Consider the following 22,702-nt stretch of genomic DNA (forward strand, 5'->3'; position numbering starts at 1 on the left):
GGTGCACCGGGTGCGGCGCGGGATCACTTGCCGTAGGCCAGCATCAGCTTGGACCGGCCGGACGTTCCCGTGATGCTGGTGGTGGAGATGTAGAAGCGCCCGTCCACGTAGTCGACGGCCTTCGAGTAGAAGCCGCTCTCGATCTTCGCCGTGCCCTTCGGGTGCTGGAGAAGGGTCTTCGGCGTGTGCGAACCCGACGTCGCGATGGACACGACCCGGCCGCCGGAGGCGTAGGACGGGGTGACGTAGGCGATCAGCTCACCGTCCTCGGCCTTCAGCGGGAGCATCGTTTCCTCCAGCGGCGACTTGACGCGCCAGGCCTCCTTGCCGGTGGACAGGCTGAACGCCACGACCTCGTTGGCGCCGCTCTTCTCGTCCGTCGGCAGGTAGAGGTACTTGTCGTCGTTCACCGCGCCGAGGCATCCGGTGAGGTCACGGCTGAGGATGGAGGACTCGCACTCGGGCGCGAAGCCGTCCTTGGTGACGAGTTCGGAGCGGGTCTCGTCGCTGTTGGGCTTCAGCACCGAGACGTTCCACTTGTTCTTGTCCTCGTTCTCCAGGTACACGACCGTCGGGCTGACCGAGTAGAGCTTCTTGACGCGCCAGCCCTTGGGGAACTTCTTGGTCCACAGGGCCCTGCCGGTGCGCGGGTCGAGCTGCTGGAGCTCGTCGTGCTCGTTGTCCGTGCTCGCCCCACAGGACAGCGCCCGTACGAGCTTCTTGCCCTCGGCCGCGAACCCGTTGGGGAAGCAGGTGCCCTCGTCCTTCTTCTCCGAGACGTAGAGCTTCTTGCCGTCGCTCATCCGCAGCGCGGTGCCGGACTGGTCGCGGCCGACCATCAGCACGTCGCCGACGAGGGTGAGGGTGCTCTGCGAGGCGAAGTCGAAGAGGCCCTCCTCCTTGACCGGCTTGCCCCAGCCCTTGTCACCGGTCTTCAGGTCGATGACCTGGAGCTGGTTGCACTTGGCGCTGCTCTTGGCGCTGTCCTTGAAGGCGACCACGATCTTGCCGTCGTCGGTGGCCTTCTCGGTGGCGGCGCAGATCTTCTGCGGGAACGTGATGGGGTCCCACGCGACGTCGCCCGAGCCCACCTCGTAGGCGAAGAGCTGCTTGTACGCGGCCTTGACGACCGTGTCGCCCTCGATCCACATGCCCGGGGCGTCGCCGCCGGAGCCGGGGACCTTGGGGGCCTCCTTGTACCAGAGGACCTTGGCCTCGCCGGGCTTGCGGCCCTCGTTGAGGTCCTCCTTGCCCTCGTTGCCGTCGCCGTCACCGGTGCCGGGATCGGCGGGCACGGAGGCGGAGGGCTTGGGGTCCTTGTTCTTCGACTCGGGTTTCTTCCCGCCGTCGTCACCGCCGACGACGGCGTACGTGACACCGCCCGCGACCAGCAGCGCGGCCACGGCCGCCGCGACGACCACCACGAGCTTCTTGCGCCCGCCCCTGCCGCCACCCCCTCCGGCGGGGAACTGCGGCTGGGTCGGGGGCTGCTGGGGGTAGCCGTACTGCGGCTGGTTGCCGTACGGGCCCGGCTGCTGCGGCTGCCCGTAGGGACCGGGCTGCTGGCCGTAGGGGCCCGGCTGCTGGTAGGAACCCGACTGCTGGGGCTGGGCCGGCTGGCCGTACGGGCCCGCGGGCGGCGGGGTCTGCGGGTAGCCGTATCCCGGCTGGGGCCGACCCGGCTGCGGGGCGGCGGGCGGCTGCTGCGCGGGCGGCTGCGGCGGCCCGCCCGGTGGCTGCTGCGCCCCTCCTTGCCGTGGATCCTGCGGAGCTCCGAAGCCGCCGGACGGCGGCTGGTTGGGCGGCTGAGTCATCAGCGCTTCCCCCTTCACTGATTTTCGGCACGCCAGAGGGTGCTTTCAGGTCAGCCTTTCTATCACCCTGAACCCGTACGAGACGGGGCCGGTCCTGCCCCTGTTCCCAAGGGAGGACCGGCCCGTGATGCGTCCGTTACGCGACTTCCACGAGAGCTCTACGCGTCTTCCGCGAGCTCCAGCCAGCGCATTTCCAACTCCTCGCGCTCACCCGTCAATTCACGCAACTCGGCGTCCAGTTTGGCCACCTTCTCGAAGTCCGTGGCGTTATCGGCGATTTGGGCGTGCAGCTTGCTCTCCTTCTCGGAGACCTTGTCCAGCTGCCGCTCGATCTTCTGGAGTTCCTTCTTGGCGGCGCGGGCGTCCGCGGCCGAAACGGTCTTCGCCGCGGCCGGCCGCTCCGACGCCGGTGCCTGCGCCGAGGCGGGGGCGGACTCGGTCATCCGCTGCCGCCGCTCCAGGTACTCGTCGATGCCGCGCGGCAGCATCCGCATGGTGGCGTCGCCCAGGAGCGCGTACACCTTGTCCGTGGTGCGCTCGACGAAGAACCGGTCGTGGGAGATCACGACCATGGAGCCGGGCCAGCCGTCGAGCACGTCCTCCAGCTGCGTCAGCGTCTCGATGTCGAGGTCGTTGGTCGGCTCGTCGAGGAAGAGGACGTTCGGCTCGTCCATGAGGAGCCGCAGGAGCTGGAGCCTGCGCCGCTCGCCGCCGGAGAGGTCGCCGACCGGCGTCCACTGCTTCTCCTTGCTGAACCCGAACGTCTCGCAGAGCTGGCCCGCGGTCATCTCGCGGCCCTTGCCGAGGTCGACGCGCTCGCGCACCTGCTGCACGGCCTCGAGGACCCGCAGCGTCGGCTTCAGCTCGGCGACCTCCTGCGAGAGGTAGGCCAGCTTCACCGTCTTGCCGACGGCGATCCGCCCGGCCACCGGCTGCACGTCGCCGTCGCTGCGGGCGGCGTCGGCCATCGCGCGCAGCAGCGAGGTCTTGCCCGCGCCGTTCACGCCGACCAGGCCGATGCGGTCGCCGGGGCCCAGCTGCCAGGTCAGGTGCTTGAGCAGCAGCTTCGGGCCGGCCTGCACGGAGACGTCCTCAAGGTCGAAGACGGTCTTGCCGAGCCGCGTGGTGGCGAACTTCATCAGCTCGCTGCGGTCGCGGGGCGGCGGGACGTCCGCGATCAGTTCGTTGGCGGCCTCGATGCGGAACTTCGGCTTGCTGGTGCGGGCCGGGGCGCCGCGGCGCAGCCAGGCCAGCTCCTTGCGCATGAGGTTCTGCCGCTTGGTCTCCTCGGTGGCCGCGATGCGCTCGCGCTCGGCGCGCGCGAAGACGTAGTCGGAGTAGCCGCCCTCGTACTCGAAGACCGAACCGCGCTGCACGTCCCACATGCGGGTGCAGACCTGGTCGAGGAACCACCGGTCGTGGGTGACGCACACGAGCGCCGAGCGGCGGGCGCGCAGGTGCCCGGCCAGCCAGGCGATGCCCTCGACGTCCAGGTGGTTGGTGGGCTCGTCGAGGACGATCAGGTCCTGCTCGGCGATGAGCAGCTTGGCGAGCGCGATGCGTCTGCGCTCGCCGCCGGAGAGCGGGCCGATGACGGTGTCGAGTCCCTGGGGGAAGCCCGGCAGGTCGAGCCCGCCGAAGAGACCGGTGAGCACGTCCCTGATCTTGGCGCTGCCCGCCCACTCGTGGTCGGCGAGGTCGCCGATGACCTCGTGCCTGACGGTGGCCTCGGGGTCGAGGGAGTCGTGCTGGGTCAGCACGCCGAGCCGCAGCCCGCCGTTGTGCGTGACCCGCCCGGTGTCGGCCTCCTCCAGCTTGGCGAGCATCCGGATCAGGGTGGTCTTCCCGTCGCCGTTGCGGCCCACGACCCCGATCCTGTCCCCCTCGGACACGCCGAGTGAGACGCCGTCGAGCAGGGCACGGGTGCCGTACACCTTGCTGACTGCCTCGACATTGACCAGATTGACGGCGGCCATTTCACTCCTGACAGGGGGGATCGATCGATCCTCAAGCGTAGTCGCCGACAGCGCCCCTCCCCACCCGCTCCACCAGCAGCCAGCCCGCGAGGGTCATGGCCACCGCCGCCGGGGCCGTGACGTGGACGGCTATGAGGAGCGCCGAGCGGCCTTCCAGGAGGCCGGCGAAGCCGACCATGGACAGACCGAGGACGCCGAAGAGGCAGAGCGTGACGCCGAGGGCCGCCGCGGGACCCGAGGCCGGGGCGGGCCGCCGGGGGGCGCTCGGGCGTTCGAAGCGCCGGAAGAGGGCGACGAAGGCGGCCGTCACGACCGCCGCGGCCGCCATGCGCGGCAGGACCTGCGCCCACCAGGGCGCCGAGGCCGGCTCGGGGAGGGGCACGTCCAGGGCGAGCTGCGCCCCGTACACCGCGAGCATGGCGGTCAGGTGCCAGAGGAACGCCGTCATGGAGATCCCGTTGGCCGCGACCACCCCGCGCCACACGCGCGGCCTCGCCAGCCACCTGCTCGCCGGGGCGCGCAGCAGTTCCACCGCGCCGACCAGCCACAGGCCGTGGCAGAGGAGGGCGAAGGTGGGCGGCGCCATGTTCGAGACGCGTTCGCCCGGCATGCCGACCATGGAGAGGGGATACGGGCCGAGGGCGACGAGCAGTGCGGCGACCGCGAGCCCCGTACCCGCCATGGCGTACGGCATCCGCAGGCGTCCGTCGGCGCGCAGGAAGCCGAGCTGGTGCACCGCGAGCCAGACGAAGGCGAAGTTCAGGAACTCGACGTACGGCACGCCGAACGCGAAGCGCGCCACGTCGACCGCGCCCGCCGCCGTCACGAGCGCGCCGAACGCGCCCCAGCCCCACCGCTCGTGCAGCCGCAGCAGCGGCGGGGTGAGGGCGACCATCGCCAGGTAGACGCCGATGAACCACAGCGGCTGCGCGACGAGCCGCAACGCCACGTCGAGCAGTCCGCCGCCCTGCCCGAGGAGTTGCAGCGCCAGCGCCGCCGCACCCCACACCCCGATGAAGACCATGGTGGGCCGCAGCAGCCGCTGGAGGCGTGCCCGGAGGAAGGCCGAGTAGACGGAAGGGCCCTCGGACCCGCGGCTGAGCGAGCGGTAGGACAGGGCGTGCGAGAAGCCGCCGACGAAGAAGAACACCGGCATGATCTGGAGTGCCCAGGTGAGGATCTGCAGACCGGGCACGACGGCGAGGAGGTTGCCGACCTCGGCACGGCCGTCGTCGCCGACGGCCACGGCCGCCATCAGCCAGTGCCCGACGACGACCGTGCCGAGCGAGGCCACGCGCAGCAGGTCGATGTACCGGTCGCGCCCGGGGGGCGTCTTCCCGGCCAGTTCACGAACGCTTGATCCCATGTACGTACGGTCGCGTGCCGCCGGGCCGGGCGTCAGCGCGCACGTACTCAGATGTGCGCCTGAGTACGCGGGCTCTCAGAGCAGGGTGGCCCCCGGGGCCGGGGAGTGCGCCACGCGTGCCGTGCGGCAGGTGCCGGAGGCGGTGAGGGCGTCGGCCACCGTGCGCGCGGACGCGGCGTCGGCCGTGAGGAACGCCGTCGTCGGCCCGGACCCCGAGACCAGCGCGGCCAGGGCGCCGGCCGCCGTGCCGGTGGCGAGGGTCTCAGAGAGCGAGGGGAACAGGGAGAGCGCCGCGGGCTGGAGGTCGTTGGTGACCGAGGCGGCGAGGGCCTCCACGTCGCCCTTGCGCAGGGCTTCGAGCAGCGCCGGGGACGCCTCGGGGGCGGGGGCGGCCGAGGTGAGCCGGTCGAACTCGCGGTACACGGCGGGCGTGGAGAGCCCCCCGTCGGCCACGGCGAACACCCAGTGGAAGCCGCCTCCGACCTCCAAGGGCTCCAGCTTCTCGCCCCGGCCGGTGCCGAGCGCGGCTCCGCCGACGAGGCTGAACGGCACATCGCTGCCCAACTCCGCGCAGATGCCGAGCAGTTCCTCACGCGTGGCCCCGGTGCCCCACAGCGCGTCGCACGCCGCGAGCGCGCCCGCGGCGTCCGCGCTGCCGCCCGCCATGCCGCCGGCGACGGGGATGTCCTTGGCGATGTGGATGTGCACGGCCCCGCTGATCCCGTGCCGCTCGGCGAGGAGGTCGGCGGCGCGGGCGGCGAGGTTCGTCCGGTCCAGCGGCACCTGGTCGGAGCCCGGGCCCTCGCAGGTGATCCGCGGCCGGTCGGCGGGGGCGACCGTGACCTCGTCGTAGAGCCCGACGGCGAGGAAGACGTTGGCGAGGTCGTGGAAGCCGTCGGGGCGGGCCGCGCCCACGGCGAGCTGGACGTTGACCTTGGCGGGGACCCGTGCCGTCACGCTCACGCGGCGGCCTCCTTGTGCTCGGCGATACGCGCGAACTCCTCCACCGTCAGGGCCTCGCCGCGCGCCTGCGGCGAGACGCCGGCGGCGACCAGGGCGGCCTCCGCCCGGGGGGCGGAACCGGCCCAGCCGGACAGGGCGGCCCGCAGCGTCTTCCTGCGCTGCGCGAAGGCGGCGTCGACGACGGCGAAGACCTCGCGCTTGGACGCGCTGGTCTTGACCGGCTCGGCGCGCCGCACCAGCGACACGAGGCCGGAGTCGACGTTCGGGGCGGGCCAGAACACGTTCCGCCCGATCGATCCGGCGCGCTTCACTTCGGCGTACCAGTTCGCCTTCACGGACGGCACCCCGTACACCCGCGAGCCGGGTCCCGCGGCGAGCCGGTCGGCGACCTCGGCCTGCACCATCACGAGGGTGCGCTCGATGCTCGGGAAGGTGTCGAGCATGTGCAGCAGCACGGGGACGGCGACGTTGTACGGGAGGTTGGCGACGAGCGCGGTCGGGGCGGGGCCCGGCAGCTCGCTCACCAGCATGGCGTCGCTGTGCACCAGGTCGAAGGCGCCGGCCTTCTGCGGGAGGCGGGCCCCGATGGTCGCGGGGAGCGCGCTCGCGAGTACGTCGTCGATCTCCACGGCGGTGACGTGGGAGGCGGTCTCCAGCAGGGCCAGCGTCAGGGAGCCGAGGCCCGGGCCGACCTCGACGACCGCGTCGTCCGGGCCGACGTCCGCGGTGCGGACGATGCGGCGGACGGTGTTGGCGTCGATGACGAAGTTCTGGCCGCGCTGCTTGGTCGGGCGTACGCCGAGGGCAGCGGCCAGTTCGCGGATGTCGGCGGGGCCGAGGAGGGCGCCGTGCTCAGTGCTCACGCCCCCAGGTTACGGGCCCTGGCCCCTGGGCCCCGCCTCACCTCCTCACCCCGCGGCCGTGCCCTCACCCCCGCTCCGCCCCACCCGAAACCCTCCTGCCCGCCTTGGCCCCACCGGTCCCCGGCCCCGCCGCCTCGGTCCCCGCCCGCTGTTCCCTGCCCCGCCGCCTCGGTCCCCGCCTGCTGTTCCCTGCCCCGCCGCCTCGGTCCCCGCCGGGTCTCCCCTGCCCCGCCGCCTCGGTCCCCGCCTGCTGTTCCCTGCCCCGCCGCTCCGCGGCGGACGTCTCCCACCCACCCGCCCGTTACCCCGCAGGGGCGCGCGGACGTAGGGGCCCGGAGGGGCCCCGCAGGGGCGCGTGGGCGTAGAAGCCCGGAGGGACTCCGCAGGGGCGCGTGGGCGTAGGGGACCGGGGGGGGGACTCCCAGGGCGCTTGGGTCTGTTGGCCCGCAAGGACGCGTGGGCCTGTTGGCCGGGGCGCGTCGGCCTGGAGGCGTGGGAGGGGGGCGTTGTGGTGCTGTGGGAGCAAGCCGTTGCGGGGCGCAGGCCGGATCGACACCGGAGGGGACGTGTCGGTATGTCCGCCCGGAGCACGGCACGCACGGCTCCGGAGTGCCGAAGCGGCCATTCGGTCACGCAGGCGATAGCGAGGACGGACATACCGGCGCGGCCCCGCCCCACAACGGCGAGGCACAGAACACCGACCCCACCCGCACCCGGACCCGGACCCGGCCTCCGGACCCGCACCCGCACCCGCACCCGCACCCGCACCCAAGCCGACCCCAAGCCGCCCCCACCAACCAGCGAGGCAGAGACCACACCAACCAGCGAGGCAGGAGACCACGTACCGGCGCGTCCCGAGCGCCCCGCCCCGAAGGGCCAGCGACCGGCACCGCCCCGGGCGTCAGCCGTGGAGGCGGCGCCCACAGTGGGGCCAGGCGCTTTCGCCTCGCTGCACGTACAGCTTCTTCGCGCGGTACGTCTGCTCCGAGGCCGGCGCGTCCTGCGGCCGGCCCGCCCCCCCGAGGGACCGCCACGTATGCGTGTCGAACTGGTACAGCCCCCCATACGTGCCGGACGCGTCCACCGCCCCCGGCCGCCCACCCGACTCGCACCGGGCCAGCGCCCCCCAGTTCAGCCCGTCCGCCCCGGCCACGGACTCCGGCCGCCGCTTCGTCCCCACCCTGACGATCCGCCGCTGCGGCTCCCTGACGACCTCGGAGCCGATCAGCCGCGGCCGCTGCCGGACCCCGTTCACCGTGCGCAGCGCGTACGTCACGCGCCGCGCCCCCGGCCGCCCCGGTTGCGCCACGACCTCCGTGCCGCGGAACAGCGTCGGGTCCTCGGTCCGCACCACGGCGAAGGGGATCACCTCCTCCCGGGTCTCCCTCGACCCGGTGATCCTCATGACGGTGACCGTCTGCCCGTCACGGGGAAAGCTGTCGGGCGCGACGGACGTCGTGTCCTGCCCCCGCAGCGTGACACCGGACTCCGCGACGGCCTCCCGCACGGTCGCCGCGTTCGTGCGGACGGTCCGCTCCCGCCCGTCCGCCATGATCGTGACGGTGCGTTCGGTGCGGACGGCGAGTTCGAGGCCCTGCCGGTCGATGCGCCGGCTGCGGGAGGCCGACAGGTGGGCCCCTTCCGCGCGCACCCCGAGCTGCCGCAGGGCTCCGTCCACCGTGCGGGCGGTGGTCCACACCTCGCGCCGCTCACCGTCGAGGGTGAGCCGCACGGGCCGGCCGTAGCGGACGGCGATCTCGTCACCGCTGGCCAGGGCCGTGGCCGAGGAGGGCGCGACGATGTCGTGGGCGCCCACGCCGACTCCCTCGTCGGCGAGGAGTTCCCCCACGTCGTCCGCGAAGGTGTGCAGGGTGCGCGACTCCCCGTCCACGCTGAGCCGCACGGCCTTGTCGTTGGCGACGAACGCGGAGGTGCCGCCCGCGAGAAAGGCGACCACGAGCGCCCGCGGCACGAGGCGCCGCAGCGTCTCGGCCCGTCCGCCGGGCGAGCCGCCGGGAGGGAGCCCGGAACCGGTGAGGCTCCCGACCCCCCAGGTCGTCTTCCGCCGCCGCGCCCGCCGGGCCTCGGCGCGCCCACCGCCCCGCCGCCCCACGGGGCCCGCGGTCCCCCCGGGCGCCGCCGCACCCTGCCGAGGAAGCACCGCCTCCGTGGGCGCGTCGTGCGACGTCACGCCGTAGGAATCTCCGTGACCGCCAGAACCCCCGTACCCCACTGAGCCCCCGCCACAAGACGCCCCGTACGCCCCGGACTCATACGCCCGAGGTCCATACGCCGAAGGCTCATGAGACCAAGACTCCTGGGACCAGGGCTCACGGAACACAGACTCCTGGGACCAAGACTCCTGAAACCAAGGCTCACGGGCCCAAGACTCCTGAAACCGGGGCTCACGGGACCAAGACTGCTGAGACCAAGGCTCACGGGACCAGGATTCTTGGGGCCAGGGCTCACGGGACCAGGGTTCACAAGGCGACGACGCACGAGCGCGAGGCGTCACGTCATACGGCGTCACGTCATACGTCTCGTACGGCGAATGGCTCACGATGGCGCTCCAGAGGTCCGGGCCGGGCGCACAGAACCTAGCGGAGCGACCGTGACTCTCCAAAGTCGCATCGGCACCCAGAGTCACGGAACGGCCGGGCCGGCCGCCGCGCGTCAGTAGCCGAAGGCGCGCGCCGTGTTCGCCGAGACGGCCGCGGCCATGGCGTCCTCGTCGATGCCCCGCGTCTTGGCCATCGCGCGCAGGGTGACCGGAACGAGATACGGCGCGTTGGGCCGTCCGCGGTACGGCGCGGGTGTCAGGAAGGGCGCGTCGGTCTCCACGAGGACGAGTTCCAGCGGGGCGACGGCCAGGGCGTCCCGCAGCCCCTGCGCGTTCTTGAACGTGACGTTGCCCGCGAAGGACATGAAGTAGCCGTGCTCGGCGCAGACCTGGGCCATCGCGGCGTCACCGGAGTAGCAGTGGAAGACGGTGCGCTCCGGGGCGCCCTCCTCCTTCAGGACCCGGAGGACGTCCTCGTGCGCCTCGCGGTCGTGGATGACGAGGGCCTTGCCGTGCCGCTTGGCGATCTCGATGTGCGCGCGGAAGGACCGCTCCTGTGCGGCCATGCCCTCGGGGCCGGTGCGGAAGTGGTCCAGGCCGGTCTCGCCGACGCCCTTGACGTGCGGCAGCGAGGCGAGCCGGTCGATCTCGGCGAGGGCCTCGTCGAGCGCGGCGTCACCGCCCGCCTCGCGCGCGCCCTGCCGGGACCAGCCGTCGGGGTCGCCGAGCACGATGCGGGGCGCCTCGTTGGGATGGAGGGCAACGGCGGCGTGCACGCTCTCGTGCTCGGCGGCGGTCCGCGCCGCCCACTGCGAGCCCCGTACGTCGCAGCCCACCTGGACGACCGTGGTGACCCCGACCGACGCGGCCTTGGCGAGGCCCTCCTCCACCGTGCCGGCCTGCATGTCGAGGTGGGTGTGGGAGTCGGCGACCGCCACCCGGAGCGGTGCGGGCAGAGGCGGCGGCACGTCGGCGTTCTTCGAAGGCATGCCTCGATCCTACGAAGCCGTCCCCCGCCCCGGAGCGGACGGCTTGCGGGCGGCCGACGAACCCCCGCCAGCGGGGCTCACGGACCGCTCACCGCCCCTTCCGGTGCGCGAAGGGATGCAGCAGTCCCGACACGTGCCACTGATGACGCTCCCGCCCCTCGGCGGCCGAGGCTCCGGCCGGCTCGACCGCGGAGGCCGATCCGGCCGCGGAGGCCCCACCCTCCCGCTGCCGCCGCATGCAGTCGAGCACCGAGGACACCTGCCCCGCCCGCATGATCCGTACGACATGGCCGCCGCAGTTCAGGCACGTCGGACGGGACAGCGGCGAGGGCACGTGCCGCCCGTCCGCCAGATACCTCACGAACTGCTGGCCCTTGCCGTCCACATGGTGCTCGATCTCGTACGACTGCTCCCAGCCGTGACCGCAGCGCATACAGGCGAAGGCGTATGACTCGTGCCCGACGTCGAGCGCCGTGGCGGGGTGGCCGGATTCTGCGATCTCACTCATGCCAGTGCTCCTCTTGCCCGTGGGACAAGCACTGCCGGGCGCGGGACCGGCCTGGGCCCGGCAGCCTGGGAACGGGTGCGTCCCTTCACCCAGTGGACGCTTTTCCCCGAACCGGCGCATCAGGCCTGTCGAGCATTGGAGCCGATTTAACTATTCCATGGCGGAAAAGGCCGGTGCGCGGCTCACGCTTTGCCTTTCACGATAGTCCTTTGCCCTCCGATGGGCCGCTCCGATCCGCGTTCTTTGCTGCCACGACGGCATCAAAGACCTCCCGCTTGGGAAGGCCCGCCTCGGCGGCGACGGCGGCGATCGCCTCCTTGCGCCGCTCCCCCGCCTCCTCGCGCACGCGCACCCTGCGCACCAGCTCGTCGGGGCCGAGTTCGGCGGCGCTCTTCTCCGGGGCGCCCTCGACGACGACGGTGATCTCGCCGCGCACTCCGTCGGCGGCCCACTCGGCGAGTTCCTTCAGCGGGCCCCGCTTGACCTCTTCGTACGTCTTGGTCAGCTCGCGGCAGACGGCGGCCCTGCGGTCCTCGCCGAACGCCTCGGCCATCGCGGCGAGCGTGTCGTCGATGCGGTGCGGGGCCTCGAAGTAGACCAGCGTCCTGCGGTCGTCGGCGACCTCCTTCAGGCGCGCGAGCCGTTCACCGGCCTTGCGCGGCAGGAAGCCCTCGAAGCAGAAGCGGTCGACCGGCAGGCCGGAGAGGGCGAGCGCGGTGAGCACCGCCGAGGGGCCAGGGACGGCCGTCACCCGGATGTCGCGCTCCACGGCCGCCGCGACCAGGCGGTAGCCGGGGTCGGAGACCGAGGGCATGCCGGCGTCCGTCACCAGGAGCACCCGCGCGCCGCCCGCGAGGGCCTCGACGAGTTCGGGCGTGCGCGCCGACTCGTTGCCCTCGAAGTACGACACGACGCGCCCGCCGACCTGCGCGCCGAGCGCCTGGGTGAGCCGGCGCAGCCGCCGGGTGTCCTCGGCGGCGACGACGTCGGCCGCCTCCAGTTCGGCGGCGAGGCGCGGCGGGGCGTCGGCGACGTCGCCGATGGGCGTGCCCGCCAGTACGAGGGTTCCGGGGGAATCTGCGCTTCCTGTCACGGATCCATCCTCGCAGGGCCTGCGAGCGGGACTCGCACAGTCGGGTTCCCTACGATGGCGCGGTGACCAGTACCGCGTCTTCCCCGGACACCCGCGAGGGCCAGCAGCCCGAGGAGCAGCAGCTCTCGTGGCAGCGGCGGCTGCGCCGATTCGGGCACGTGGCGCGGCCCCGCGAGGACGTCGGGGCGCGGCTCGTGCCCCCGTACACCGAGCCGGGCCCCCGGCTGTGGATGACGCTCGGGGTGTCCGAGGCCGGTGCGGACAAGCTGGTGCGCTGCTCGGCCTGGCTGGGGCCGCTGCTGGTCACGCTGGTGGCCGGGGTGATGCGGTTCTGGAACCTCGGCAGCCCGAAGGCCGTGATATTCGACGAGACGTACTACGCGAAGGACGCCTGGGCGCTCATCCACCGCGGCTTCGAGGTCAACTGGCCGGAGAAGATCAACGACGACGTGCTGCGGCAGGGCGGCGACCTCGCCATTCCGCACGACGCGGCGTACGTGGTGCATCCGCCGGTCGGCAAGTACGTGATCGGGGCCGGTGAGTGGCTGTTCGGCTTCGACCCGTTCGGCTGGCGGTTCATGACGGCGGTGCTCGGCACCCTGTCCGTGCTGATGCTGTGCCGGATCGGGCGGCGCCTGTTCCGCTCCACGTTCCTCGGGTGCCTCGCGGGCGCGCTGCTCGCGGTGGACGGCCTGCACTTCGTGATGTCGCGGACCGCGCTGCTCGACCAGGTCCTGATGTTCTTCGTGCTGGCCGCCTTCGGGTGCCTCCTGATCGACCGCGACCGGGCGAGGGCGCGGCTCGCCGCCGCGCTGCCGGTCGACGAGGACGGGACCGTGCGCCCGGACATGCACGTCGCGCAGACGCTGCGCCTCGGGTGGCGGCCGTGGCGGTGGGCGGCGGGACTCTGCCTGGGCCTGGCCTTCGGGACCAAGTGGAACGGCCTGTACGTGATGGTCTTCCTCTGCCTGATGACGGTCTTCTGGGACGTCGGGGCGCGCCGTGTCGCCGGGGCGGTGCGGCCCTACCGCGCGGTCCTGCGGCGGGACGTGCTCCCGGCGTTCGTGTCGACGGTGCCGGTGGCCCTCGCCACGTACGTCGTGTCGTGGCTCGGCTGGATCCTCTCGCCGACGGACGGCTCGGGCGGCTACTACCGCGACTGGGCGGCGACGGCGGGCCGGGGCGGGGACTGGACGTGGCTGCCGGACTGGGTGCGCAGCCTGTGGCACTACGAGCACGCGGTGTACGAGTTCCACGTGGGCCTCTCGTCGCCGCACACCTACCAGTCCAACCCCTGGAGCTGGATCGTCGACGGCAGGCCGGTCTCGTACTTCTACGAGTCGCCGGCGCCGGGCCGCGACGGCTGCCCGGCGGACACCGCGGAGAAGTGCGCCCGCGAGGTCCTGGCGCTCGGCACGCCGCTGCTGTGGTGGGCGGCGGCCTTCGCGCTGCTCTACGTCCTGTGGCGGTGGGCGTTCCGGCGCGACTGGCGGGCCGGCGCGATCCTGTGCGGGGTGCTGGCGGGCTATCTGCCCTGGTTCTTCTACCAGGAGCGGACGATCTTCTTCTTCTACGCGGTCGTCTTCGTGCCGTTCCTCTGCCTGGCGCTCGCGATGCTGATCGGCGCGGTCCTCGGCCCGCCGGGTTCGACCGAGCGGCGCCGGCTCGTGGGAGCCGCCGCCTCGGGCGTCCTCGTCCTGCTGATCTTCTGGAATTTCATCTATTTCTGGCCGATCTACACGGGTACCGCCATTCCCATCGACTCCTGGCGGTCGCGGATGTGGCTCGACACATGGGTCTGACCGCGCGACTCGAAACGGACACCTTCGGATAACGGCCGGCCCGTGTTTCTCCCCCGCCCCATAAGGTCGGGCGCGTATGACCTTTCCGAACACCTTTCGGAGAGGCTCCTGGGGAGGGGAGCGCATTCATGCGCAAAGGGGTCAGGATGGCGTTGGCCGGCGGTGTTTTCACCGTCATGGTGGGGGGTGCGGGGTACAGCGCCTTCCACCTCGTGAGCGGTTTCTCCGACGACGGCGGTTCCGCCGCGGGGGCGGGCGGTGCGGGCGGCGCGGAGGTGCGGACGGGGCCGCCGTCGGACGCCGAGGTCCGCGAGACGTCGCGGAAGTTCCTCGCCGCGTGGGCGGAGGGGGACGCGCGGCAGGCCGCCACGTACACGAACGACTCCGCGACGGCCGTGACCGCCCTGACCGGCTACCGCGAGGACGCGCACCTGACGAAGGTGCGGATCACCCCGAAGCGGGCGTCCGGCGCGCGGGTCCCGTTCGCCGTGTCGGCCACGGTGTCGCACAAGGGCGAGAGCAAGCGGTTCGGCTACGACTCCGAGCTGACCGTGGTGCGCGGGAAGAGCTCGGGGCGCGCCCTCGTCGACTGGCGGGCGTCGGTGGTGCACCCCTCCTTGGAGAAGGGTGACTCCCTGGTCACGGGTGAGGCGCCCGCCCCGCCCGTGACGGCGGTGGACCGCGCGGGCGTCGTCCTGCGCGAGAAGGACCACCCCTCGCTCGTCCCGCTCATCGACGAGCTGCGGCGACGGTATGGGGACACGGCGGGCGGCACCCCCGGCAGGGAGCTGTACGTGCGGCGCGAGGGCTCCGGAGGAGCCCCCCGCACGCTGCTCACGCTCTCCGAGGGCAAGCCGGGCAAGCTGCGCACGACGCTGAGCGCGGGCGTGCAGAAGGCGGCCGAGCGGGCGGTCCTGCGGTACGACGAGTCGTCCGTGGTGGCGGTGAAGCCGAGCACCGGTGAGGTGCTCGCGGTCGCCAACAACCGCAAGGACGCCTTCAACGCGGCGTTCGAGGCCAAGGTGATGCCCGGCTCGACGATGAAGATCGTCACGGCGGCGATGCTGATCGACAAGGGCGTCACCTCGGCGGGCGGCGCCGCGCCGTGCCCGACCAGCGCGACCTGGCAGAGCCAGACGATCAACAACCTCAAGGGGATGGCGCCGGACGAGTCCGCCACGTTCGCCGACGACTTCGCGCGCTCCTGCAACACCGCGTTCGTGAAGCTCATCGACGAGGACGGCGTCACGGACTCCTCCCTCACCGAGGAGGCGCAGGGCAAGTTCGGCCTCGGAAAGGGCGACTGGAAGGTCGGTCTGCCGTCCTTCGAGGGCTCCGTGCCGCCGTCGCCGGGCCCCGACCGCGCGGCCAACGCCATCGGCCAGGGCCAGGTCCAGATGAGCCCGCTGGCCCTGGCCTCGGTGACGGCGACGGTGCGGACCGGCACGTTCCGGCAGCCGGTGATCGTGCCGCGGTCGCTCGACGACCGCGAACTGGCCACCGCGGACGGGCTGGAGGCGTCCACGGCCGCCCAGCTGCGGCAGATGATGCGCCGCACGGCGGTGCGGGGCACCGGGGCGCGCGTCATGGCGTCGCTCGGCGGGGACACCGGCGCGAAGACGGGCTCGGCGGAGGTGGACGGCCGCCAGGAGTCCGACAGCTGGTTCACCGGCTACCGGGGCGATGTCGCCGCGGCGGCGATGACACAGCGCGGCGGCCACGGCGGGGACGCCGCGGGCCCGATCGTCGCGGACGTCCTGCGCGCAGGGTAGAGGGCCCGCCCGAAGGTCGTCCGGCCGGGCGGTGAAGTGGTCAAGGGCTTCCCCGTACGCCTCTAAGGTGGGCTTCGATCGAGGAGCCGGGGGTGGGGGCTCCGGGGAACAGCGGAGGGTTTGTGGGCAAGCGGAGGCGCGCCAGCGAGCGCAAGGGCGTCGGCGTCAAGAACGGCAGAGTGCACCCCGTCGTGCTGGGCGGGGCGGCGGCCGTCGTCGTGTGCGGGGTGGGGGCCGCGGCGTTCGCGCTCTCCGGCGGGGCGGACGGGTCGGGTGCCGACGGGAAGCAGGTGGCCACGGGGCCGCCGACAGCGGCGGAGGTCCGTACGACCGCCCGGGAGTTCCTCGCGGCGTGGGCCGAGGGGGACGTGGCCGGGGCGGCGGCGCTGACGGACGACCGGGCGGCGGCCGAGAAGGCCCTGACCTCGTTCCGCGAGGACGGGCACTTCGCGGACACCAGGCTGACCCCGGGCAAGCGGTCGGGCGCCGACGTGCCGTTCAAGGCGGCGGCCACCGTCGCGTACAAGGGCAGGAGCAAGCCCTTCGCCTACGAGTCCGAGCTGACGGTGGTCCGCAGGAAGAGCGACGGCAGGACGCTGGTCGGCTGGCGGCCCTCCGTGGTGCACCCCGCGCTGAAGGAGGGCGACCGCCTGGTCACGGGCGAGGCGGGCGACCCGCCGATCAAGGCCGTGGACCGGGAGGGCGGCGAGCTGACGGCGGCCGAGTACCCCTCGCTCGGCACGGTCCTCGACGGGCTGCGGGAGCGGTACGGCAAGGAGGCGGGCGGCAAGGCGGGCGTCGAGCTGCGGGTGGTGCGGGCGGACGAGAAGAAGTCCGCCGAGGCCGGTTCGGCGAAGGCGGGGGAGGACGACGCTGAGTCGACGCCCGACAAGACGCTCCTGACGCTCTCGCCCGGCACTCCCGGCACGCTGAAGACCACGTTCAGCCCCTCGCTCCAGGCCGCGGCCGAGCGGGAGACGGCCAAGCGGCAGCGGGCGTCGGTCGTGGTCGTCAAGCCGAGCACCGGCGAGATCCTGGCCGCCGCCAACTCCGACCCCGCGGGTTTCAACGTGGCGTTCCAGGGGTCGCTCGCGCCCGGCTCCACGATGAAGGTGGTCAGCGCGTCGATGCTCCTGGAGAAGAAGCTCGCGGGGGTCGACAAGAAGCACCCGTGCCCCAAGTACTCGACGTACGGGGGCTGGAAGTTCCAGAACGACGACAAGTTCCAGATAAAGAACGGCACGTTCAAGGCGAGCTTCGCGCGCTCCTGCAACACGGCGTTCATCAGCCGGGCCGAGAAGCTGGAGAACGACTCCCTGACCAGGCAGGCCCAGGACGTCTTCGGGCTCGGCCGTGACGACTGGTCGATCGGCGTGCCGACCTTCGACGGCGCGGTGCCGGTGCAGAGCGACGCCCAGATGGCCGCCTCGCTGATCGGGCAGGGCGGGGTGCGGATGAACCCGCTGAACATGGCGTCGGTGGCGGCGACGGTGAAGTCCGGCGCCTTCAAGCAGCCCTACCTGGTCTCGCCCGACGTCGACGACCGCGAGCTGGCGACGGCGCCGCGCAAGATGTCCGGCGCCACGCTCTCGGGGCTGCGGGAGCTCATGCACTACACGGCGGTGGCCGGCACGGCGGCCAAGCCGATGGCGGGCCTCGGCTCCGACACGGGCGCCAAGACCGGCTCGGCGGAGGTCGACGGCCAGAAGAAGCCCAACGGCTGGTTCACCGCGTACCGGGGCGACCTGGCGTCGGCGGCGGTCGTCCAGCAGGGCGGCCACGGCGGCGACTCGGCGGGGCCGCTGGTGCGGGCGATGCTGCTGGCCGGGAAGTGAGGGCGCGGACCGCCGCGTCCGCTCCGCGGATACGAGGTCGCGTGGCCCGTACACGTACGGCTAGCGTGCGGGGGCATGAGCACTACTGCCCCTGAACCGGCCGAGTCCTGCGGCCCCGTCGAGCCGTCCGCGCCCGCCGAGTCCGCGGCGCACCCCCGTTTCGCCGCCGCCCTGCGGGAACTGGGCCTGGCCGAACTGCTCGGCCGGGTCCGCCGCTTCCCCGAGCGGACGCGTACCGCCCAGGAGGCGGCGGCCGCCGTCGGCTGTGAGCTGAGCCAGATCTGCAAGTCCCTGATCTTCGCGGCGGACGGCATGCCGGTCCTGGTCCTGATGGACGGCGCGTCCCGCGTCGACCTGGAACTCGTCCGCGCGGAACTGGGCGCGGAGAAGGTCACGCGGGCCAAGGCGGACGTGGTCAAGGAGACGACGGGGTACACGATCGGCGGCGTGCCGCCCTTCGGCCACGTGAACCGCACACGGGTCCTCGCCGACCGCTCGCTCCTCGCCCACGACGAGGTGTGGGCGGCCGCCGGCACCCCGTACGCGGTCTTCCCCACCACCCCCGAGGCGCTGATCGCCCACGCGGGCGCCACGCTGGTGGACGTGCGCGAGACGTCCGAGTGACCCCCGTCGTGGCGTCGGCGGTGCTGCTGGCCGCCGTGACGCACGCGTGCTGGAACGCGATAGCCCACCACATCACCGACAAGCTCGTCGGCTTCACGCTGATCTCCGGCGGCGGTCTGCTGATCGGCGCCCTCCTCACCCCCTTCGTCCCGCTCCCGGCGGCCGGCGCCTGGCCGTACCTGCTCCTCTCGGCGGCCGTGCACGTCGGCTACTACGCCCTGCTGATGCGCTCGTTCAAGCTGGGCGACTTCGGCCAGGCGTACCCCATCGCGCGGGGCACGGCCCCGCTGGTCGTCACCGTCCTCGCGGCGGTCTTCGCGGGCGAGATCCCGGACGGCTGGCAGGCGGCGGGCGTGGCGGTCTCGTGCGCGGGCCTGACGGGCCTCGCGCTGTGGGGCATACGGGGTTCGGGGCGCCGCCCCGACTGGGCGGCGCTCACCGCGGCCCTGGCCACGGGCGTCTCGATCGCCGCGTACACGGTGGTGGACGGCCTCGGCGTCCGCGCCTCGGGTTCCTCGATGGGCTACATCGCGTGGCTGATGATCCTGGAGGGCCTGGCGATCCCGCTGTACGCGGCGTGGCGCTGGCGCGGCCAACTGCTCCCCCGCCTCCGCCCGTTCGCGGCGGTGGGCCTCCTGGGCGCGGCGCTCTCGGTGGCGGCCTACGGCCTGGTCCTCTGGGCCCAGACCAGAGCGGAACTGGCCCCGATCTCCGCCCTCCGGGAATCCTCGATCATCGTCGGCGCGGCGATAGGCGCGATCTTCTTCAAGGAACGCTTCGGGGCCCCGAGGCTGGTGGCGGCGGGCCTGATGGTGGCAGGCATCGGCTTGATGCTCCACGCGGGCTAGCCGCCGCCCGGCGCGGGGCAGGCCCGGCTTCGCTGCCCGGCGGGGCGGCGCCGCGCAGCCGCCCCGGGGTCAGCCGCGTACCGGCTTCGTGAGGTTCAGGCCGACGCAGCGGCGGCATGCCCGGGCCGAGGTCGCCACGATCGCGTGGGTGGCCGCGGACAGGATGCCCGCCGCCGCCAGGAGGGGCCAGTTCGTGGCGAGGGCCGCGGCGACCGTCAGGCACAGGGTCGCCACCGCCATGGCCGCGCTCGCCGTCGTGCCCGCCCAGGCCACCGCCAGCGGCAGGCGGTGCGGGGTGGGCAGGCGGCGGGCGAGGGTGCCCGTGGCCGCCAGGGTCGCCGCGGCGAGCATCGCCGCCGCCGTCGCGATCAGGGCCAGGTGCGCCGCCAGCGCCTGCCAGGGGGTGTCGCCCGCGCGGGACAGGTGCCAGCAGGCGAGCAGGAAGGGCGCGGTCAGCGCGACCGTGCGGGCGGTGTGCCGCGCCTGAGCGATGGTCAGTTCGTGCTGGCAGGCGGGGGCCAGGGCCTCGACCGTGCCGAACTCCCGTACCGCCAGGCGGGCCGCCTCCTCCTCGCTCGCACCGTCCTCGGCGTGCGCCGCCGCCGTGTCGAGCAGGCCGCCCCGCATCTCCTCCACCAGGCGGGACTTGGCCTTCGCCGGGCCGTGCAGCGCCGCCGTCAGCTCGCTCACGTACTCCTCGACCGGGTCGGGCCGCCGCGTCGCCGTGCTCATGTGGCGAGCCCCGGCCGCTGCGGGCCCGGGTTCAGTACCGCGCCGATCGCCGCCGTGAACTCCGTCCACGCCGCCCGCTCCCCGGCCAGCGTCGCCCGCCCCGCGTCGGTGAGTTCGTACGCCCGGCGCCGCCGCTCCCCCGCCGCCGACTCCCAGCTGCTGCTCAGCAGGCCCAGCCGCTCCAGGCGGTTCAACGCCGGATAGATCGTGCCCGTGCGCAGTTCGAGCGCGCCGCCGCTGCGGCGCTGCACCGCCGCGATGATCGCGTAGCCGTGCAGCGGGCCGGGTTCGAGCACCGCCAGCAACAGTCCGTCGAGGTGCCCTCGCACCGCATCCGCCTTCATGAGTAGGCAGCCTACACAACGCACCCGTAGGCAGTGTATGTATTGGTGGCCAACATATGCGGCGGCGCATCTCGTGCCTCCGCCATGCGCCCATGCGCACGTCCCGCCCGGAGGGCCCCGTGACCAAGCTGCTCCTGTCCGTCCACGTGCTCGTGGCGATCCTCGCCGTCGGGTCGATCACCGTGGCCGCGTCGATGTTCCCGCGCTACGCGCTCCAGGCGCTGGACGGCCGAAGCGACCGGGCCGCCGGGGTCGCCGCGCTGCTGCACCGCGTCTGCCGCGGCTACGCGACGGCCGGCATCGCCGTGCCCGTCTTCGGGATCGCCACCGCCGCCCAGCTGGGCGTGCTCGGCGACGCCTGGCTCATCACCTCGCTGATCCTGACCGCGCTCGCCGCGGGCCTGCTGGCCATGACGATCCTGCCCGGCCAGCGGCTCCTGCTCGACGCGGGCGTGGACACCGGCGCCGCCCGCGCGACGGCCTCCCGGCTGACCATGCTCACCGGGGTCTTCAACGTGCTGTGGGCGACCGTCACCGTGCTGATGATCGTCCGGCCCGGCTCCACGACGGGGGTGTGAGCACCATGCGTACGCTCCGCGCCGCCGCCGCCGTCGAGACCGCCTCGCTCGCCCTGTTGCTGCTCAACCTCGCGACCGTCCACGCGCCGGCCGCCTCCGCGGCCCTCGGCCCGCTGCACGGCACCGCCTATCTGGTCACCATCGCGGCCACCTGGACGCTCCGGGACGTCGCGCCGAACGCCCGGTGGCTCTCCCTCGTGCCGGGCGTGGGCGGGCTGCTCGTCCTGCGGCGGGTCAGGCCCGGCCCGCGGCGGTCCGCAGCGCCCGCACCAGCGCCTGGGCACGGGGATCGGCCGTGACCCCCTTGGCCATGCCGTTGGTGACGTAGCCGAAGGCGAGGCCCGACTCCGGGTCCGCGAAGCCGAGGGCGCCGCCGCTGCCGGGGTGGCCGAAGGACCCGGGGGCCAGGAGCGGGGAGGCGCCGCCGTGCAGCATGTAGCCGAGGCCGAAGCGGGTGGGGACGACCAGGACGCGGTCGGGGCCCGCGGACTCCTCGGCGCGGGCCAGTTCGACCGTCTCCGGCGTGAACAGCCGCCCGCGCCCGTCCACTTCACCGATCAGCGAGGCGTAGAAGCGGGCGAGCCCCTCCGCCGTGGCGATCCCGTTGGCACCCGGCAGGGCCGCCGCCCGGTAGGCCGGGTCGTTCTCGTCGGGGCGGGTCAGCTCCCCGCTCCCGGTGGCCGCGGTGACCGCCCCGTAGGCGCGGCGGGTCAGGGAGTCCGGGTCGGCGTACGCCTCCGCCACGTTCCGCCGCGGCCGTACCCGCAGGCCGCCCGCCGGGGCCGGCGGTTCGATGCCGCCCACCCGGCCGGCCCGCGCCGCCTCCGCGTCCGGCAGCCCGACCCACAGGTCGAGGCCGAGCGGCCGGGCGATCTCGGCCGCGATCCACTCCCCCACCGCCTGCCCGGTCACGCGCCGCACCGTCTCACCGATGAGCCAGCTGTAGGTCTGGGCGTGGTAGCCGTGGTCGGCGCCCGGCTCCCAGAACGGGGCCTGCGCCGCGACCACCGCCGCCGCGAGGTCCGGGTCCAATGCCTCGGCCGGGGTCAGCGGGTGGTCGAGGGCGGGCACTCCGGCGCGGTGCGCGAGCAGGTGCCGGACCAGGGCGCGGTCCTTGCCGCGCGCCTTGAACTCCGGCCAGTGGGCGGCGACCGGGGCGTCCAGGTCGAGTTCGCCGCGCTGGTGCAGCAGGAGCAGCGTGGCCGCCGCCACGCCCTTGGTCGCCGAGCGGATGATCTGCGCGGTGCCGCGCTCCCACGGGGCGTCCCCGGCCGCCGGGTCCCCGTCGACGTCCTTCGCGCCGCCCCACAGGTCGACGACCTTGCGCCCGTCGCGGTAGACCGTGACGGCGGCGCCGCGCTCCCCGCGGTCGGCGAAGTTGCGCACGAAGGCGTCCCTGACCGGTTCGAACCCGTCGCCCACCGTGCCGTGCACGCCCGCGCCCGGGGAGCTCACCGCCTCCGCGCCGCGCACCCGTTCCGTACCGCCCCTCATGTCATCCATGTCCAGGGCAACAGCCGCCCCGCACCACCGATTCCCTCCCCTTCCACCCCCGTCGTCTTCGGATCGAAGCCGTAGACGGCGATCGCGTCACTCTCGTCGAGGCGGTTCACCGTAAATATGGGACATTAGGTGAGGAAACAGAATAAAAAGCATGCCAGAGGAACGCCCCGTCGAGGAGCCCAGCGATGTCCGCAGTCGAGCAGTACACACGCGCCCATCTCGTCACGGACTCCTCCGAGGGCCATCGCGCCGTCCCCGTCCTGCTGCGGTACGACGCGGAGGCCGACCCGCACGCGGTGCGGATCGGCCTCCCCGGCGGCCACGAGTGGACCTTCGCCCGGCAGGTGCTCGAACAGGGCCTCCGGGCCCCCGTCACCGCCGGTGACGTGCACATCTGGCCCTGTGGCCGGGTCCAGACGGTCGTGGAACACCGCGCGGGCGACGGGGTGACGGTCGTCCAGTTCGACGCGTCGGCGCTCATCCGCTTCCTGCGCCGCACCTACGCGGCCGTCACCCCGGTCGCCCGCTGAGG

21 protein-coding genes are annotated in these 22,702 nt (G+C 73.3%); 8 read left to right on the plus strand and 13 right to left on the minus strand.

The genetic code is table 11. The annotated features are described in order from the left end of the window. Positions 1-23: 23 nt before the first annotated feature. The 9 genes from DCW30_RS08905 to rsmI form a co-directional block, all read right to left on the minus strand. Complete coding sequence (locus DCW30_RS08905) at positions 24-1,814, minus strand: outer membrane protein assembly factor BamB family protein (RefSeq protein ID WP_076685728.1); 1,791 nt, start codon at positions 1,812-1,814, stop codon at positions 24-26. A gap of 158 nt (positions 1,815-1,972) precedes the next feature. Continuing rightward, positions 1,973-3,790 carry an ABC-F family ATP-binding cassette domain-containing protein gene (locus DCW30_RS08910; protein ID WP_076685727.1) on the minus strand — a complete coding sequence of 606 codons (1,818 nt, stop codon included), beginning with the start codon at positions 3,788-3,790 and terminating at the stop codon, positions 1,973-1,975. 31 nt (positions 3,791-3,821) lie between these two features. Beyond that, entirely contained in the window at positions 3,822-5,156 is a 1,335-nt protein-coding gene (locus tag DCW30_RS08915) for an acyltransferase family protein (RefSeq protein WP_076685726.1), read from the minus strand. Positions 5,157-5,231: 75 nt separating this feature from the next. After that, positions 5,232-6,119, minus strand: a complete 888-nt coding sequence (locus DCW30_RS08920; protein ID WP_076685725.1) for a 4-(cytidine 5'-diphospho)-2-C-methyl-D-erythritol kinase — start codon at positions 6,117-6,119, stop codon at positions 5,232-5,234. Continuing rightward, positions 6,116-6,982 carry a 16S rRNA (adenine(1518)-N(6)/adenine(1519)-N(6))-dimethyltransferase RsmA gene (gene rsmA, locus DCW30_RS08925; RefSeq protein WP_062781528.1) on the minus strand — a complete coding sequence of 289 codons (867 nt, stop codon included), beginning with the start codon at positions 6,980-6,982 and terminating at the stop codon, positions 6,116-6,118. Before rsmA ends, DCW30_RS08920 begins: the two co-directional genes overlap by 4 nt. Positions 6,983-7,883: 901 nt before the next feature. After that, positions 7,884-9,215, minus strand: coding sequence for a resuscitation-promoting factor (locus DCW30_RS08930; protein WP_162933580.1), 1,332 nt, complete (start codon positions 9,213-9,215; stop codon positions 7,884-7,886). A gap of 440 nt (positions 9,216-9,655) precedes the next feature. Next, the gene (locus DCW30_RS08935) at positions 9,656-10,531 is read right to left on the minus strand and encodes a TatD family hydrolase (protein ID WP_076685724.1); all 876 of its coding nucleotides are present in this window, start codon (positions 10,529-10,531) and stop codon (positions 9,656-9,658) included. A gap of 88 nt (positions 10,532-10,619) precedes the next feature. Beyond that, positions 10,620-11,039 carry a hypothetical protein gene (locus DCW30_RS08940; protein WP_076685723.1) on the minus strand — a complete coding sequence of 140 codons (420 nt, stop codon included), beginning with the start codon at positions 11,037-11,039 and terminating at the stop codon, positions 10,620-10,622. A gap of 196 nt (positions 11,040-11,235) precedes the next feature. Continuing rightward, the gene (gene rsmI / locus DCW30_RS08945; protein WP_062780968.1) at positions 11,236-12,132 is read right to left on the minus strand and encodes a 16S rRNA (cytidine(1402)-2'-O)-methyltransferase; all 897 of its coding nucleotides are present in this window, start codon (positions 12,130-12,132) and stop codon (positions 11,236-11,238) included. A 62-nt stretch (positions 12,133-12,194) separates the two neighbouring features. Here rsmI and DCW30_RS08950 point away from each other — a divergent pair, with 62 nt between their 5' ends. The 5 genes from DCW30_RS08950 to DCW30_RS08970 all read left to right on the plus strand — a co-directional run bounded on the left by DCW30_RS08950 (position 12,195) and on the right by DCW30_RS08970 (position 19,013). Then, positions 12,195-13,934: a dolichyl-phosphate-mannose--protein mannosyltransferase gene (locus tag DCW30_RS08950; RefSeq protein WP_076685722.1), complete on the plus strand. Its 1,740-nt coding sequence runs from the start codon at positions 12,195-12,197 to the stop codon at positions 13,932-13,934. 128 nt (positions 13,935-14,062) lie between these two features. Next, positions 14,063-15,706 (plus strand): penicillin-binding transpeptidase domain-containing protein, encoded by a 1,644-nt coding sequence (locus DCW30_RS08955; protein ID WP_076685721.1) that lies wholly within the window; start codon positions 14,063-14,065, stop codon positions 15,704-15,706. Positions 15,707-15,828: 122 nt separating this feature from the next. Further along, positions 15,829-17,541 carry a penicillin-binding transpeptidase domain-containing protein gene (locus DCW30_RS08960; RefSeq protein ID WP_076685720.1) on the plus strand — a complete coding sequence of 571 codons (1,713 nt, stop codon included), beginning with the start codon at positions 15,829-15,831 and terminating at the stop codon, positions 17,539-17,541. A 75-nt stretch (positions 17,542-17,616) separates the two neighbouring features. Continuing rightward, positions 17,617-18,165 carry a YbaK/EbsC family protein gene (locus DCW30_RS08965; RefSeq protein ID WP_076685719.1) on the plus strand — a complete coding sequence of 183 codons (549 nt, stop codon included), beginning with the start codon at positions 17,617-17,619 and terminating at the stop codon, positions 18,163-18,165. Next, complete coding sequence (locus DCW30_RS08970) at positions 18,162-19,013, plus strand: DMT family transporter (RefSeq protein WP_076685718.1); 852 nt, start codon at positions 18,162-18,164, stop codon at positions 19,011-19,013. Before DCW30_RS08965 ends, DCW30_RS08970 begins: the two co-directional genes overlap by 4 nt. A 69-nt stretch (positions 19,014-19,082) precedes the next feature. Here DCW30_RS08970 and DCW30_RS08975 read toward each other — a convergent pair whose 3' ends face one another. Both DCW30_RS08975 and DCW30_RS08980 read right to left on the minus strand, forming a co-directional pair. Beyond that, entirely contained in the window at positions 19,083-19,745 is a 663-nt protein-coding gene (locus DCW30_RS08975; protein WP_076685717.1) for a permease prefix domain 1-containing protein, read from the minus strand. Continuing rightward, positions 19,742-20,089 carry a PadR family transcriptional regulator gene (locus DCW30_RS08980; RefSeq protein ID WP_062780975.1) on the minus strand — a complete coding sequence of 116 codons (348 nt, stop codon included), beginning with the start codon at positions 20,087-20,089 and terminating at the stop codon, positions 19,742-19,744. The genes DCW30_RS08975 and DCW30_RS08980 overlap by 4 nt, the downstream gene beginning before the upstream one ends. 119 nt (positions 20,090-20,208) lie before the next feature. Between DCW30_RS08980 and DCW30_RS08985 the strand changes: the two genes are divergently transcribed. Further along, the gene (locus tag DCW30_RS08985) at positions 20,209-20,667 is read left to right on the plus strand and encodes a hypothetical protein (protein ID WP_076685716.1); all 459 of its coding nucleotides are present in this window, start codon (positions 20,209-20,211) and stop codon (positions 20,665-20,667) included. 5 nt (positions 20,668-20,672) lie between these two features. Beyond that, on the plus strand, positions 20,673-20,966 hold the full coding sequence (locus tag DCW30_RS08990; RefSeq protein WP_076689216.1) for a hypothetical protein: 294 nt from the start codon (positions 20,673-20,675) through the stop codon (positions 20,964-20,966). Here the strand turns inward: DCW30_RS08990 and DCW30_RS08995 are convergent. Continuing rightward, positions 20,902-22,161, minus strand: coding sequence for a serine hydrolase domain-containing protein (locus DCW30_RS08995; protein ID WP_076689214.1), 1,260 nt, complete (start codon positions 22,159-22,161; stop codon positions 20,902-20,904). The two genes, DCW30_RS08990 and DCW30_RS08995, sit on opposite strands and share 65 nt — an antisense overlap. Continuing rightward, a complete protein-coding gene (locus tag DCW30_RS37900; protein WP_257788603.1) occupies positions 22,158-22,280 on the minus strand; it encodes a hypothetical protein in 123 nt (40 codons plus the stop codon). The genes DCW30_RS08995 and DCW30_RS37900 overlap by 4 nt, the downstream gene beginning before the upstream one ends. A 75-nt stretch (positions 22,281-22,355) precedes the next feature. On the opposite strand from DCW30_RS37900, the gene DCW30_RS09000 reads away from it, so the two are divergent. Further along, on the plus strand, positions 22,356-22,700 hold the full coding sequence (locus tag DCW30_RS09000) for an SsgA family sporulation/cell division regulator (RefSeq protein WP_076685715.1): 345 nt from the start codon (positions 22,356-22,358) through the stop codon (positions 22,698-22,700). Positions 22,701-22,702 lie beyond the last annotated feature (2 nt).

Origin of the sequence: Streptomyces alfalfae, assembly GCF_004127445.1 — a bacterium.
Classification (GTDB): Bacteria; Actinomycetota; Actinomycetes; order Streptomycetales; family Streptomycetaceae; genus Streptomyces; species Streptomyces alfalfae.

What these genes read in the sequence shown, in the direction of transcription:
- DCW30_RS08905 (WP_076685728.1), bottom strand. Translation starts at nt 1,814, where the DNA reads ATGACTCAGCCGCCCAACCAGCCGCCGTCCGGCGGCTTCGGAGCTCCG.
- DCW30_RS08910 (WP_076685727.1), bottom strand. Translation starts at nt 3,790, where the DNA reads ATGGCCGCCGTCAATCTGGTCAATGTCGAGGCAGTCAGCAAGGTGTAC.
- DCW30_RS08915 (WP_076685726.1), bottom strand. Translation starts at nt 5,156, where the DNA reads ATGGGATCAAGCGTTCGTGAACTGGCCGGGAAGACGCCCCCCGGGCGC.
- DCW30_RS08935 (WP_076685724.1), bottom strand. Translation starts at nt 10,531, where the DNA reads ATGCCTTCGAAGAACGCCGACGTGCCGCCGCCTCTGCCCGCACCGCTC.
- DCW30_RS08940 (WP_076685723.1), bottom strand. Translation starts at nt 11,039, where the DNA reads ATGAGTGAGATCGCAGAATCCGGCCACCCCGCCACGGCGCTCGACGTC.
- DCW30_RS08955 (WP_076685721.1), top strand. Translation starts at nt 14,063, where the DNA reads ATGCGCAAAGGGGTCAGGATGGCGTTGGCCGGCGGTGTTTTCACCGTC.
- DCW30_RS08965 (WP_076685719.1), top strand. Translation starts at nt 17,617, where the DNA reads ATGAGCACTACTGCCCCTGAACCGGCCGAGTCCTGCGGCCCCGTCGAG.
- DCW30_RS08975 (WP_076685717.1), bottom strand. Translation starts at nt 19,745, where the DNA reads ATGAGCACGGCGACGCGGCGGCCCGACCCGGTCGAGGAGTACGTGAGC.
- DCW30_RS08980 (WP_062780975.1), bottom strand. Translation starts at nt 20,089, where the DNA reads ATGAAGGCGGATGCGGTGCGAGGGCACCTCGACGGACTGTTGCTGGCG.
- DCW30_RS08990 (WP_076689216.1), top strand. Translation starts at nt 20,673, where the DNA reads ATGCGTACGCTCCGCGCCGCCGCCGCCGTCGAGACCGCCTCGCTCGCC.
- DCW30_RS08995 (WP_076689214.1), bottom strand. Translation starts at nt 22,161, where the DNA reads ATGAGGGGCGGTACGGAACGGGTGCGCGGCGCGGAGGCGGTGAGCTCC.
- DCW30_RS09000 (WP_076685715.1), top strand. Translation starts at nt 22,356, where the DNA reads ATGTCCGCAGTCGAGCAGTACACACGCGCCCATCTCGTCACGGACTCC.